Annotated in this window: 14 protein-coding genes; 12 read left to right on the top strand and 2 right to left on the bottom strand. The window is 54.4% G+C overall.

What is annotated here, in order from left to right; all coding sequences use genetic code 11:
• Positions 1-9 precede the first annotated feature (9 nt).
• Positions 10-762, top strand: a complete 753-nt coding sequence (locus tag LJX92_RS15075; RefSeq protein WP_228308524.1) for a phage minor tail protein L — start codon at positions 10-12, stop codon at positions 760-762.
• Between the two features lie 3 nt (positions 763-765).
• Complete coding sequence (locus LJX92_RS15070) at positions 766-1530, top strand: C40 family peptidase (protein WP_228308523.1); 765 nt, start codon at positions 766-768, stop codon at positions 1528-1530.
• A gap of 162 nt (positions 1531-1692) precedes the next feature.
• Here the strand turns inward: LJX92_RS15070 and LJX92_RS15065 are convergent, their stop codons facing one another.
• Positions 1693-2067, bottom strand: a complete 375-nt coding sequence (locus tag LJX92_RS15065; RefSeq protein WP_228308522.1) for a hypothetical protein — start codon at positions 2065-2067, stop codon at positions 1693-1695.
• Positions 2068-2649: 582 nt separating this feature from the next.
• Here LJX92_RS15065 and LJX92_RS15060 point away from each other — a divergent pair.
• From LJX92_RS15060 to LJX92_RS15025, 8 genes are all read left to right on the top strand, one after another.
• Positions 2650-2973, top strand: coding sequence for a DUF2388 domain-containing protein (locus tag LJX92_RS15060; protein ID WP_228308521.1), 324 nt, complete (start codon positions 2650-2652; stop codon positions 2971-2973).
• Positions 2974-3038: 65 nt separating this feature from the next.
• Positions 3039-3218 (top strand): hypothetical protein, encoded by a 180-nt coding sequence (locus LJX92_RS15055; RefSeq protein WP_228308520.1) that lies wholly within the window; start codon positions 3039-3041, stop codon positions 3216-3218.
• 122 nt (positions 3219-3340) lie between these two features.
• Complete coding sequence (locus LJX92_RS15050) at positions 3341-3724, top strand: Rap1a/Tai family immunity protein (protein WP_228308519.1); 384 nt, start codon at positions 3341-3343, stop codon at positions 3722-3724.
• A 240-nt stretch (positions 3725-3964) separates the two neighbouring features.
• Entirely contained in the window at positions 3965-5155 is a 1191-nt protein-coding gene (locus LJX92_RS15045; protein WP_228308518.1) for an NAD(P)/FAD-dependent oxidoreductase, read from the top strand.
• A gap of 26 nt (positions 5156-5181) precedes the next feature.
• Positions 5182-5574, top strand: a complete 393-nt coding sequence (locus tag LJX92_RS15040) for a hypothetical protein (RefSeq protein WP_228308517.1) — start codon at positions 5182-5184, stop codon at positions 5572-5574.
• A gap of 16 nt (positions 5575-5590) precedes the next feature.
• Complete coding sequence (locus LJX92_RS15035; protein WP_103733770.1) at positions 5591-6415, top strand: methyltransferase domain-containing protein; 825 nt, start codon at positions 5591-5593, stop codon at positions 6413-6415.
• Positions 6416-6603: 188 nt separating this feature from the next.
• Entirely contained in the window at positions 6604-7026 is a 423-nt protein-coding gene (locus LJX92_RS15030) for a hypothetical protein (RefSeq protein ID WP_228308516.1), read from the top strand.
• A gap of 54 nt (positions 7027-7080) precedes the next feature.
• A complete protein-coding gene (locus LJX92_RS15025) occupies positions 7081-7674 on the top strand; it encodes a tail assembly protein (RefSeq protein ID WP_228308515.1) in 594 nt (197 codons plus the stop codon).
• Between the two features lie 48 nt (positions 7675-7722).
• Here the strand turns inward: LJX92_RS15025 and LJX92_RS15020 are convergent, their stop codons facing one another.
• A complete protein-coding gene (locus LJX92_RS15020; protein WP_228308514.1) occupies positions 7723-8061 on the bottom strand; it encodes a YceK/YidQ family lipoprotein in 339 nt (112 codons plus the stop codon).
• 78 nt (positions 8062-8139) lie between these two features.
• Here LJX92_RS15020 and LJX92_RS15015 point away from each other — a divergent pair, with 78 nt between their 5' ends.
• A complete protein-coding gene (locus LJX92_RS15015; RefSeq protein ID WP_228308513.1) occupies positions 8140-11973 on the top strand; it encodes a phage tail protein in 3834 nt (1277 codons plus the stop codon).
• A 331-nt stretch (positions 11974-12304) separates the two neighbouring features.
• Positions 12305-12952, top strand: coding sequence for a hypothetical protein (locus tag LJX92_RS15010; RefSeq protein ID WP_228308512.1), 648 nt, complete (start codon positions 12305-12307; stop codon positions 12950-12952).
• Positions 12953-12961: the final 9 nt, after the last annotated feature.

Raw genomic sequence — 12961 nt, 5'->3', positions numbered from 1 at the left:
GACCTACCCATGGCACTGATCACGGACATCCAGAAGCTGGAGCCCGGCGGCGAAATTCGCCTGTTCGAAATTGACGGGACCGAGTACGGCGCGGATTACCTGCGCTTTCACGGCCACGCCATCCCTCACACGCCCGAGGAACTGCTGGCGTATGAAGGCTCGGAAGCGGATCTGCCGGCTAAGTCGATTTGGTGGCAGGGCGCCGAATACGCGGCCTGGCCGGTCCAGATCGAAGGGATTTCTTCCAGTAGCGACGGCACCGCCTCTCGCCCGACGTTCGCCGCCGGCAACATCAACGGTCGCGTCACCGCGCTGTGCCTGGCTTTCGAGGACCTGCTGAAGTTCAAGTTGACCGTTCGCGAAACCCTGGCCAAGTACCTGGATGCGGTGAACTTTCCAGAAGGCAACCCAACGGCCGACCCTACCCAGGAGGCGCTGGAGATATGGTACATCGACCAGAAAACCAGCGAGGACGGAGAAGCCGTGGTCTGGGAGCTGTCCTCCCCGGGCGAGATCGATAACCACGGGCTGCCTGGCCGCCAAATGACGACGTTCTGCCACTGGGCAATGACCAATGGTTACCGGGGGCCGGACTGCGGCTACACCGGCGCGGCCATGTTCGACGACGAGGATAACCCAACGACCGATCCCGCCCGGGACCAATGCAAGGGCTGCCTATCGTCCTGCAAGCTGCGCTTCGGCGAGAACAACGAAAACTCATTCGGTGGATTTCCCGCTGTGTCACTCATTGCCCGGAGCTGAAGAATGCGCAAACACATCATCGCCGCCATCCAGGTGCACGCTGCCGCCGAGTACCCGAAAGAGTGCTGCGGTCTGTTGCTTGCCATGGGACGCGCCCAGAAGTATTTCCCCTGCCGAAACATCGCCACGGATCCGAACGAAGAGTTCCGGCTCGATCCCGCGGACTACGCTGCGGCGGAAGACTTGGGCGAAGTGATCGGCATCGTTCACTCCCACCCGGACGCCACCAGCAGGCCGTCACCGCATGACCTGGCCATGTGCGAGGCCACGGCGCTGCCATGGCACATATTGTCCTGGCCAGAGGGCGATCTGCGCACGATCACACCAACGGGTAGCACACCGCTGCTCAAGCGGCCTTTCGTGCACGGCGCCTGGGATTGCTGGCAGGTATGCGCTGACTGGTACCAGCGTGAATGGGGGCTTGAGTTCGAATCGTTCCAGCGCACCGAAGGCTGGTGGGAGCTAGCAGAAAACGCCAGTCTCTACGAAGGGCAATACGATGCTGCCGGCTTCGTGCGCGTAGACAGTCCTCAGCGCGGTGACATGATCGTTATGCAGGTGGGCCGGACGGCGCATCCAAACCACGCAGGCATATATCTGGGCACCGATCCGGCGCTACCTGGCGAAGATGCGGCTACTTTTGGTCCTGGACCATTCTTGCTACATCACCTTTACGGCAGGCCGTCCGAAATCATAGTTTTTGGCGGACCATGGGCAGATAGAACTCGCCTAATCCTCAGGCACAAAGAAGCCAAACAACGAAAATGACGCTGCATGGTCACAGGGAGAGGGGCAAGCAAACCTCACAACACTACGTAAGCGAGATGCAAATTTGGAACGCTGAGCTTTGCTAGATATAAGTGACGGTCATGTCTCCGAAACTGGGGTAGTTCGTGGCGGAGGTACGCATGACCATCACGCGCGGAAAAATTATTTCTTTCGTTCTATATGGGGTAATTCATTATTAATTACGCCTTTAGATTCCGCTTCAGCGCAGGTTATAAAGGATGCTGCTACCACCTGATCCTTTTTGTTAAATGCTACGTAAAAAGGGGAGGTTTTCTCTCCGTTTGTTAATGTGAAGTCGTAGCACGTGCCCTGAATCATCTTCGTAGGTTGGGTTTTAGTTGGTTGTTTTCCTACGGCCATGACAGATTTTTTTGTAGCTCTTTCATCTTCAGTAGCAGCTTTCACAAGTGGGTCCGAACTGAAAGACCTCAGTGTATCCACTGCGTCTAATATTGAACAACCACTTAGCATAAGTGTGGTTAAAGCTGATGCTGCCAGTATTTGTGCCGACTTCATATTGATTAATCCTTATCCAAGAAAACAGCTCTCGCCAGTGGCAATCCCAGGTTTTTCACTCTCATCACCTTAGGGTTGTCAAGGCTTAGCGAGCGTTATACTATAACGATGAATCGATTCATCTTGCAAGGCTTGATGGAGCTGCACTCTGAAGCCGCTGGTACTAGCTCAGTGAGCAGCGGCAAGGTCTGTTCCTTTGGGCAGGACTGAAAAGAGGCTCTTTGAGGGTAAATCCCAAAGAGGGGGTAAACGCTCATACGGTTTTCGATGACGCTATGGAATACGGCAGACTGCGGCCCAAACGGACGGAGCAATCCGCTCCATCAACTGAACGTAGCAAGTTGTGGCTGGCATACCAGCGACTTTGGCCGAAGCTTCTGATTGGCGCTTGCGGGATATCATTTGCGGTCACAGCCATAACTGGTGAATTCAAACATTGGATACTAGTTGAGGCTTTTGGAGTGGCTTGCTTGGTTTTAGATACAGTTCTGGATGATTTGTAGAGGTGGGTTGGATTGATCTATAAGTCGTTAAAGTGTGGCTGTACGAATTTTCTCAAGGATAAGTTAGAAGAGGGTGCTTATGCATAAGTTCTTTGCTGTATTTGGCTGTTCTTTTATGCTGTTGCCGGGGTCCGCGATGGCTATCAATGATTTTTGGGCTGAAACGATATCCTCCGGAACAACCTCAGCTACTACCTATTTGACTTCGCGAGATAAAAAGTTGGTTTTAGCCACCGAAGACGATGCTAACTGCTTCGTAGCCAGTGATGGGGCTATTAGAGGCCCATATCTTGAGGCTTCTATGATGGAATTTCGTAACTCGCATCCGGAAATTTTGATAAGCGACATTGATCTGGCCAAATCTATACTGGTGCGTACGCAGCAGGTGAGTATGCGTCCTTAGAGGACTTGAAAATCTCAATAAATCAATAACGTATATATGTTTGAGTCTTATCTCTGGAGCATCCAATGAAAAGAGCCCTATTACTTGCTATGGTATTTAGCAACACAGCCGTGATATCTGGTTGCACTGCCACTAACTGGATCAATGCAGCAGGTGAAACGATGAAAGCCAGGGACGCCTACGATAAAAAAGTTATGAGCGAGCGTTTGAGGAAAGCGAATTCCGCTGCCATGCAGAAGAAATAGTCCGAGAGCTTTGAGAGTCACACCGGCATTCTGGCAGCGAATCGCTGGGCTGCGTCAGCATGGGTTTTCGCGTCGCTCTTTTGTACATGATAGTGTTCTCGCTAAACCAAAGAGGGAACGACATGCGGAGTTTGATAGCGGCGGTGGTGATAATTGGATCGCTGGCAAGCAATGCGGTATTCGCGGAAAGTAATGCCGGAGCAAGGTTTTTAAACGGATGCAAGTTTGCCTTACGCTTTTTTGAAACGACGCATATGGCTGCGGACGACAGTCAAGTTGATATGGGTTACTGCGTGGGTGTTGTTGCTGGGGTGCGTGAAACTCTCCAATATCTTACCGGAGGGGTTGTGAACAAGTTTCCAGGTGTTTGCTTGCCTGAAAACTACGTTGATCAAATGGGCATGCAGGCAATCGTCAAGTACTCTGAAGGTCATTCTGATCTATCTACGAAAAGACCTACGCTAATGGCATTGCTCGCACTCAAAGCTGAGTACCCCTGTAAGTAGCACCGCATCCACCCTGGATGCCTAGCTCCGACACAAAGCTGTCATTCGCGGAAGGCTGCAATCGGCCGAAGCGGTCGATCATTATTTAAAAAATTAAGGACGATTTACGGCGTTTGTGGAGAACATATTCACTTGGCGATTAGAGCACTTTTTCTTATCGCGACTTCATCCTAGCTCCTCGCCGTTCTCGACTACCATTCAATGTCGAATGGGTATTGCATACGCCATGGAGGGCGGAATATGCAGAAACGGATAATTATCGTGGGCGGTGGCATGGGCGGCACGATGCTTGCCAATCAACTAGTCACCAAGCTCTATCCTGAAATTCTGCGGGGGCAGCTGAAGATCGTCCTGCTCTCTAACTCTGAGGACCACTTCTACAAACCCGCCTTCATGTACGTTGCATTCAATCTGTTTTTTCAGGAAGAGCTCAAACGTCCAGAGCGCTCATTGTTACGTCCGGAAATAGATTTTCAAGTCGACGAGGTAATTCGTTTTGACTTCGCCAGACAAGAGCTGAGAACACTTAGTGGCAAGCGTCATGGCTATGATTTTCTGGTGATCGCCACCGGTTGCGTTCCTGCTCCGGAACGTATCGAAGGCCTCAAGGAGGCCGGTGACCACTTCTACCAATACGAACCAGCGCGACAACTGGCTCACCGTCTAAGCACCATTGAAAAGGGTCGAATTTTTGTCACGGTTTCTTTTCCCCAGACCCCCAATGTACCGCATCAGTGCGGCATCGCTCCCATCGAAACCACGTTGATGCTTGATGACTTCCTTCGTCGTCGCGGCGTCCGGGACAAGGTAGAAATCATTTACACCTATCCCACCACCGCCCAGTTGTTGCGCAATTGCTTATTCCTACAACGACCCACCGGCGAGATTTTGCCGGGAATCTTCGAACAGAAGAATATTCGCTTTCAACGGGGCTTCACACTGAGCAGAGTCGACCCGGAACAACGAATAGCTTACTCGGAAGAGGGAGATGCACAGCCGTTCGACATTCTGATGGCGACCCCTCCGATTCGTGCAGTTGACGTGGTGCTTGAGTCGGGCGTTTCACAGGCTCAGAACAATGAAGGCTGGCTGCCAACTCATCATGAGACGCTACAGGTTTATGGGCTTGAAGGCGTTTATGTGATCGGTGACACGGTCGATCTACCAGTCAGTAAGGCGGGTGGGGCTTGCCATAACCAGGCGCCGGTGATCGCCAACAATATTGCTGCTGAAATCCGCTTGGGTAGCCCCAATGCAGTGTATGACGGGCGTGTCCAAGCTGTGGCCCAGATGGGCCTAAATGCTGGGATGCCACTTTGGTACGACTATGCCCACGACGTGATGCCGACCCCGCAAAGTAAACTGGGCGGCCTTCTGCGCAATGGATTCAACCGCGGCCTTTACTGGGCTGTGGCTCGCGGAATGCTTTGACCACGCACAGGGAGGAGTAAATTCACATGGATGTCTTCAATGAGTCACTCGCAAAGAGTGCAGATGGTAATACCGACTCGCTAGGCCAGAATGCTGGGATAGAGGCATTACTGGACAAGCTGAAACCGCTTCTGGATGGTGGGCGTCTGGACAACCTGGTTGACCTGCTGTCACTGATATCCGACACCGTAGACCTGCTTGACCTCGCCACTGTGGAAAAACTCGCCAGGTTGTTCGAGAGCACCACCGCCGTCACCTGGGGTTTTGGAAATGCGCTACGCATGGCCACGGCCGAGACTGCCGCAGAGGCGGCGCCCCCCAACCTCTATGGGTTGCTGTCGCTCCTCCGCGAAACGGACACCCGCTGTGGCGTTGCACTGCTCCTCAGAACGTTGAATGTCATCGGAAGACAACTCTGATCGGAAGGAATCACGTATGGACATTAAGCCTCAGCCGTCCACGGCAAGGCCTGGTAATACTCAATGGGACCCTCAGGCCTATCTGAAATTTGCTCGATTACGGGAGCGTCCGGTGGTCGAGTTACTGGACCATATTTGCTTGGAAAACCCAGAACGAATCTATGACTTGGGATGCGGTACTGGCATTGCCACTCACCTCCTGGCCAAGCGCTGGCCGCACGCCGATCTGACAGGAGTCGATAGCTCGGCAGAGATGCTTGGTGAGGCCAGCTATCTGCCGATCAAGGCCCTTTGGCATAAAAGCGACTTACAGAGTTGGCAGGCCGGGCAACCTGCTGACCTACTGTTTGCTGCTGCAGTACTGCATTTCATCAGTGGTCACGACGTGTTGCTGCCACGCCTGCTGCGACAACTCAACCCTGGAGGTTGTCTGGCAGCACACATGCCTAATTGGCGTGACGCGCTGTGGTATCAATTGATGCTAGAAACCCTTGATCACGCAGGACTCGATGGCGGCCCATTGGGTACAGCCGAGTTACGTCGGTTCATGGCTGAGCGCCCGGTGTTATCGCTGGATCGTTATTACCGTCTGCTGGCACCATTGACCAAGGATTTGGATATCTGGGAGACCGAACACCTACAGGTGGTGGAAGGTCAGTCGCCAATTTTCGATTGGGTCAAGGTTTCGGCTCTACGGCCGGTGCTCTTGGCGCTGGATGAGTTCGAGCGGCAGTGTTTCCTAGATCACTTCCTGAAGCTGGTTCATGAGTATTACCCGCCAGAGGGGGACGGGCGAACGTTGTTTCCGTTCAAACGCATCTTTATTCTCGCTACCGTCTGAGTATTTATGACGGAGCGCAGTTAATGTGTGTCTTTGCTCATCTTTTGCAATCAATGGTGTTTACAGTCATCGTCACTTGATGTGCCGCTATTGGCCGAAAGCTCTCCTCGGTATAGCCCAGCCCCGTACTGGGCTTTGTGCATCTGCTCCCCAGTGCTACAGTCCCGCGAAACCAAAGAGGGATCGACATGCGGGTTTTGATAGCGGCGGTAGCGGTGGCGATGCTGGCAGGGTGTGCTTCATCGGTGATCTCGGTTAAAGATGCAAAGCCGGTTCCATCGGACGAGGTTTATGCTTTTCAGGTAAAGCCGGCCGGTGAAAGCGGAAAGATCACGGTTGTACGAGACTCAGGAGCCTTCGGCTCAGGCTGCGATATTGTTGTTTACGTCGACGGGCGCATGGCGGCCAAAATTGGCACCGGTCAGCGGGCCACATTCTATCTGCCTCCAGGTTCACCAAATTTGGGCGCTGGTCTTGCTGGCTCGGGCTTGTGTGTCGGCGCTGCGATCCGAACTATTGCAGCGACAGTTCAGCCTGGAAAGGAGAGCCTATACAGAATTAGTGGCGATACAGGCGGCTTCTACATTGGCCCCTATGTCGACTACAACTGAAAGCGAAATAGATGAAGCCGCCTCCGGGCGGTTTTTTTACGCCAGGAGAAAGCTATGCAGACCTCAGCAATCAATTACCAACCAATGACAACCATCCGCCTGCACGGGCAACTTCGGCAGTTCGGGGAGTCGTTCAGGCTCGCCGTAAAGTCGCCGGCCGAAGCGATTAAGGCGCTTTGCGTCCAGATCCCTGGTTTCGAGCGATTTCTGTCGAACGCTAAGTCGCGCGGGCTCGAGTTCGCAGTCTTTCGCGACAGGCGAAACATCGGAGAAAAGGAACTGACCTACAACGGTGCCGGTGACATTCGAATTGCCCCGGTAGTAGTGGGCAGCAAGCGCGGCGGCATTCTCCAAACGATTGTCGGCGCAATTCTGATCGTGGTCGGGGTCATCTTCTCGGCTACACCTTTCGGCACACCGCTCATAGGTGCAGGCATCGGGCTTGTCGCTGGCGGCGTGATCCAAATGCTCAGCCCCCAGGCTGGTGGACTCAAGACCAGCGCTGCCCCAGAGAACACCCCCGGCTACGCGTTCGGCAGCGCCAAGAACACCACGGCGTCGGGTAACCCGGTACCGCTTTGCTACGGCAAGCGCCGTGTCGGCGGGGCGATCATTAGCGCTGCCATTTACGCCGAGGACCAGATGTAGCAATGACCGGAGCAAGCTACTGGTCACTAGAAGTTTGCGAGTGTGCGGCTATTCGAATCGCTCCTTTTCTATGTCTCCGTGCTTGCTCTGTAGGTAAATTGTGTAGGGCAAAATGAGGGTGTCTGCAATTCCAGACAGCCCCATATCTAGCAAAATTAATGACGCAGATGGGTATCCGTCAAACCCGGTGCTCTGACGTGGCGCTGCATCGAGTGTGCAGTAATCAAAAACGGCACCGCTATAGATTCTAGGTACCGAATCGCAGCTCGAACGCCAACGAGCCAGCTTATTGCTCGCGACGGTGTCGTCTCGGAAAGTGGTATTGACAGTTCCACAGCCTGTGCCTGATATCGCCGCTACAAGCACCAAAGCGTTTTTGAGCTTCATCACATTGGCTCCTTGCCAGAAAAGTTTGAGGTTAACCGAAGCCGCGATATCGCGGTTTTTTATTGCCTGGAGAAAAGAATGGGCGCAGCACGCAAGTTCGACATCCACGGCGCCAAGGGCGGCGAGGAGAAACCAAAAACGCCGACAGAAGCCCCGGATAGTCTGCGCTCGGTAGCCATCGCCAAAATGCTGATCGCCGTGGGCGAGGGTGAGTTCGAAGGGACGCCAACGGCCCGTGACATCTACCTCGACAACACGCCGCTGCAAGACACACAGGGGAACATGAACTTCCCGAATGTGAAATGGGAGTGGCGCACCGGGGCCGTGGATCAGACCTATATCCAGGGTATCCCGTCTGTCGAGAACGAGACCACCATCAGCACCGAACTAAGGAGCGGCACCCCATGGGTTAGGGCGATCAACAACACCCAGCTTTCCGCTATGCGCGTGCGGTTTGCCTGGCCGGCGCTTCAGTCCGTGGACGCCGGGGGCAACATCAACGGGTACCGGATTGAATACAAGGTTGAACTGGCCACTGATGGCGGCGCCTACCAGCAGGTGCTGAGCGAAGCTGTCGATGGCAAGACCACCAGCGTGTACGAGCGCACTCGCCGTATCGATTTACCCAAAGCCACGACCGGCTGGTTGATGCGCATCACCCGCATCACACCAAACCAGAACAACAACAAAATCTCGGACACCATGCAGATCGCCGGTTTTACCGAGGTGATCGACGCGAAGATCCGCTACCCAAACACGGCGCTGCTCTACATCGAGTTTTCCGCTGAGCAGTTCCGCAGCATCCCGGCCGTGACGGTCGAGACCAAGCTGAAAAAAATGCAGGTGCCGAGCAACTACGACCCTGTGTCTCGGACTTACTCGGGCGTTTGGGACGGCACCTTCAAACAGGCCTGGACCGACAACGCTGCCTGGATGACCTACGACATCACTACGGCCGACCGCTTCGGCCTGGGTCGCCGTATCAAGCCCTGGATGGTAGACAAGTGGGAGCTGTACCGGATTTCGCAATACTGCGACCAGCTTGTGCCGGACGGGAAGGGTGGCCAGGAACCGCGCTTCATCTGCAACTTGAACCTGCAGAGCAAAGCCGATGCATGGTCACTGCTGCGCGATATCTCGGCGATCTACCGAGGCATGAGCTACTGGGCCCAGGGCCAGGTGTTCACTCTCTCGGATATGCCACGCGCAACGGACTTCGACTTTGCCTACACCCGGGCAAACGTCATTGACGGCAAGTTCACCTATTCCAGTGCGTCAGAGCGCACACGCTATACCCGGGCGCTGGTCAGCTACGACAACCCGTTGAACAACTACGACACGGACGTCACCGCCGTGACCGATCAGAAGCTGCAGCGGCGCTACGGCGACAATCCGCTGGAGATCAGCGCTATCGGCTGCACCCGCGAATCCGAGGCCCAGCGCCGCGGCAAGTGGGCGCTGCTGACCAACTCCAAGGATCGGGCCGTAACCTTCAAGGTTGGCCTGGATGGCCGTATCCCGCTGCCTGGCTACGTGATCCCGATTGCTGACGAACTGCTGGCCGGCCGTGCCATTGGCGGCCGTATCTCAGCTGTTAACGGCAAGGTCATCAAGCTGGACCGCGACACCCAGGCCAAGCCCGGAGACCGACTGATCCTCAACCTGCCTGACGGCAAGTGCGAGGGGCGTACCGTGGAAGTGGTCAGCGGTCGGCAAGTCACGGTCACCGTGGCCTACTCAGTGACGCCTGAGCCGGAACTTGTGTGGGCACTGGATGCTGATGACTTGGCCGTCCCGCTTTACAGGGTGGTCAGCGTTGCGCGGCCAGAGCCTGGCGTGTTCGAAATCTCGGCCGTGCAGTACGACCCGAGCAAGTTCGCGCACATCGATACCGGTGCGCGCCTTGAAGAACGCCCGATCAGCGTAATCCCGATCACCGTGGTACCGCCGCCGGCCAGCGTTACGCTCACGTCGAGTTACGCGGTAGATCAGGGCATAGCCATCAGCACCATGAACATCTCATGGCCCGCTGTTGCTGGCGCCGTCGCTTATGACGTGGAGTGGCGCAAGGACAGCGGCAACTGGATCAAGGTGCAGCGTACTGGCTCGACGAGCGTGGACGTCACCGGCATCTATTCGGGCGGCTACCTGGCCCGTGTTCGCTCGGTGAGCGCTTTCGAAATTTCTTCGATCTGGAAAAGCTCCAACCTGACCAACCTAGAAGGGAAGGTAGGCCTGCCGCCGGCGGTGTCGTCCCTCACCACTAAAGGCGAACTGTTCGGGATCAGCATCAAGTGGGGCTTCCCTGCTGGCGCCGAGGATACCCAGCGGACCGAGCTGTGGTATGGACCAGCGAACAACCTGGAGGCGGCGACGAAGCTGGCCGACCTTGCATACCCGCAGGCCGACTACCGTATGCAGTCGCTTCTGTCAGGGGCAACGCTGTTCTTCTGGGCGCGCCTGGTGGATCGCACCGGGAACATTGGCCCGTTCTATCCGACCGTAAACGGAGTGATGGGCCAGTCTGTTTCGGATGCTTGGCCGCTCCTTGAGCAGGTCAAGGGGCAGATTGATGAATCATCGCTGGCTCCGGCCCTCAATGGACGCATCAATCTGATCGACGGCGATGGGCCTGGGTCCGTGAACGCTCGAAATGAGCAGCTTAGAATGGATCTCGAGGCTCAAATCAAGCCATATGTTGATGCGCTGTTGTGGGACGCAGCAAAGGCTTACGCCAAGGGAGACATCGTTCGCCAGGGAAGCAAGCTGTACCAAGCCCTGGCGGCCAATAGTGGCTCTCAGCCGCCCAGCGCAAACTGGAAAGACGTAGGCGACATCCTAACTGATGCGAACGCTTTGGCAATTCGGGTTGATAACCTTGACCAGAAAATCACCGTAGTCGATGGAAAGGTGATTGCCACTCAGGACCAGCTTACCCAGCTCCAGACAAAGGTAAATGACCCGGCAACAGGCCTGGCGGCTACGGCAAATAACGTTACCCAAGTGAATCAGCGAGTAGACAACGTCGATGACAAGTTGACCGCGCAGACGGAGCGAATTGATGGCGTTTACGCTGAAATCAATGCGCCTATGGCTGGCTCTGAGAATGACCTTGCTGGCGGAGCACAGGGCTATGCGGGCGTTTGGTCTATCCAGTCTGCCATTACCGATGGTGACTTCGCCCAGGGCAAGCTCACTCAAACTGTCGAAGCTCAGGTCATCAAAAACTACGCCACATATGAGGAGACAACGACCGCGCTCGTCAACCAGCAGACTGCTACGACCAACCAGGTAACGGCTCTTCGCTCCGATTTTGACGGGAACAAAGCCACCGTACAGACGCAGATTAAGACGGTATCCGATCAGGCGTCAGCCACCGCAAGCCAGACCACTCAGCTGCAAACAACCGTTAACGGACACACGCAGCAGTTCCAGCAACAAGCGAGCATCAACCAAGACGTAAACGGAAAGATCACCGGCACCTACTCGTTCCGATTCAAGTTCGACGTGAACGGTTCGCCTTACTCAACCGGGGTAGGACTTGGCATTGAAACCGGTGCTAACGGTCAAGTTACTTCACGCTTCGTTATCCAAGCCGACCAGTTTGCAATCTACAACGGCGCGGTAGGGGCGGCAGGGTCGAGCGTGCCATTCGCGGTCAACGGGACAGAAACCTACATCAAGTCGGCATTCATCCAGGATGGGACGATCACCAATGCGAAGATTGGGGCATACATCAGTTCGACGAATTACATCGCCGGACAGCAGGGTTGGATCCTGAACAAAGATGGAACCTTCGAAATCAACGGCGTCGTCCCGGGTCAGGGACGGTCGATCATGACAAATCGATCTCTGCGGTTCTGGGACGCTAACGGTGTCAAGCGAGTGCAGCTAGGAGACCAAACAGAATGAGCTCAGGCCTAAGAATGTGGTCCTCTAACGGAACACTAGAGTTTGATACAAGCCTATCTACATATCGCATTGTTCTATCAGTGCTTGTCTCTTATTCGCCAGGATCATCAGGACCAAGAACCAGAACATTTGCCGCGCCTAATTGCAATGTAAATAATGCAATTTGTTTCTTGCTGCCAATTAATAACGATACCTCACAGGTGTCGTCTAACAATCAGCTTGAATGTGAAATGGGAACGAATGAGGTGTATGTTAGAAATTTCCTTGCGGCTAGGCCAAGCGATTCTGTTTCTACTGCAACTATGCGTCTCATTGTTGCAAGGTGGGCGTGATGAATTACGGGTTGCAAGTGGTAAATGATTCTGGCGCTATATCCCTCGACTCTGAATATGCAAGGTTATGCGTTTTTCATAAAGGCACTTATAACTCGGGGACGTCTGTTGTCTTTCAAAACGTAGTCGACAAGCAGGAGCCACCGCTTGTTTTTATAAGGCCGCCGAATAATGGCTCACTGATTCAGCTGGGCGTTCTTCTTGAAGGTTCAGCGGGGGCATGGACGGGCGCTACCGTGACATCGGGACAAGTTCACTCTGGCAGCCTATTCGTAGCGGCCTTTTCATCTAAGCCCCTCGCTACATATGGGTTGAGGATGTGGGGCGCTGATGGCAAGCAGATATTTGACTCTGCTACACAGGCGGCTGTGTTTACGAGAGCCCTTCAGAATTGGACCTATACACATACAACCTATAGCACTCAGGGACTACCGACAAATTGGTACTCTGTTCCAATGAGTTATCAGCTTGGTGATTACTTAATGGTGAACAACGGCAGGATGCCAATGATGGCGGGAAATAATGAGTCCAGAGCAACAGGTCTGCGATATGATTTTCCGGCCGGGCTTATCAGATTTAGCGTCACTACCGTGACAAATCCAACATACTTTTCGCTCGCTGCGGTATTTGGGAAGCTGGCTGTTTAATTGTCTTTT

This window comes from Pseudomonas sp. HN8-3 (genome assembly GCF_020790195.1).
In the GTDB taxonomy this organism is placed as follows: Bacteria; Pseudomonadota; Gammaproteobacteria; order Pseudomonadales; family Pseudomonadaceae; genus Aquipseudomonas; species Aquipseudomonas synxantha_A.
Note: the sequence above shows the minus strand (reverse complement) of the source record. Positions and strands in the feature narration are given on the sequence as shown.

Excerpts from the sequence above, each read along its gene's own strand:
- LJX92_RS15075 (WP_228308524.1), top strand. The coding sequence starts at position 10 with ATGGCACTGATCACGGACATCCAGAAGCTGGAGCCCGGCGGCGAAATT.
- LJX92_RS15070 (WP_228308523.1), top strand. The coding sequence starts at position 766 with ATGCGCAAACACATCATCGCCGCCATCCAGGTGCACGCTGCCGCCGAG.
- LJX92_RS15065 (WP_228308522.1), bottom strand. The coding sequence starts at position 2,067 with ATGAAGTCGGCACAAATACTGGCAGCATCAGCTTTAACCACACTTATG.
- LJX92_RS15060 (WP_228308521.1), top strand. The coding sequence starts at position 2,650 with ATGCATAAGTTCTTTGCTGTATTTGGCTGTTCTTTTATGCTGTTGCCG.
- LJX92_RS15055 (WP_228308520.1), top strand. The coding sequence starts at position 3,039 with ATGAAAAGAGCCCTATTACTTGCTATGGTATTTAGCAACACAGCCGTG.
- LJX92_RS15050 (WP_228308519.1), top strand. The coding sequence starts at position 3,341 with ATGCGGAGTTTGATAGCGGCGGTGGTGATAATTGGATCGCTGGCAAGC.
- LJX92_RS15045 (WP_228308518.1), top strand. The coding sequence starts at position 3,965 with ATGCAGAAACGGATAATTATCGTGGGCGGTGGCATGGGCGGCACGATG.
- LJX92_RS15040 (WP_228308517.1), top strand. The coding sequence starts at position 5,182 with ATGGATGTCTTCAATGAGTCACTCGCAAAGAGTGCAGATGGTAATACC.
- LJX92_RS15035 (WP_103733770.1), top strand. The coding sequence starts at position 5,591 with ATGGACATTAAGCCTCAGCCGTCCACGGCAAGGCCTGGTAATACTCAA.
- LJX92_RS15030 (WP_228308516.1), top strand. The coding sequence starts at position 6,604 with ATGCGGGTTTTGATAGCGGCGGTAGCGGTGGCGATGCTGGCAGGGTGT.
- LJX92_RS15025 (WP_228308515.1), top strand. The coding sequence starts at position 7,081 with ATGCAGACCTCAGCAATCAATTACCAACCAATGACAACCATCCGCCTG.
- LJX92_RS15020 (WP_228308514.1), bottom strand. The coding sequence starts at position 8,061 with ATGAAGCTCAAAAACGCTTTGGTGCTTGTAGCGGCGATATCAGGCACA.
- LJX92_RS15015 (WP_228308513.1), top strand. The coding sequence starts at position 8,140 with ATGGGCGCAGCACGCAAGTTCGACATCCACGGCGCCAAGGGCGGCGAG.
- LJX92_RS15010 (WP_228308512.1), top strand. The coding sequence starts at position 12,305 with ATGAATTACGGGTTGCAAGTGGTAAATGATTCTGGCGCTATATCCCTC.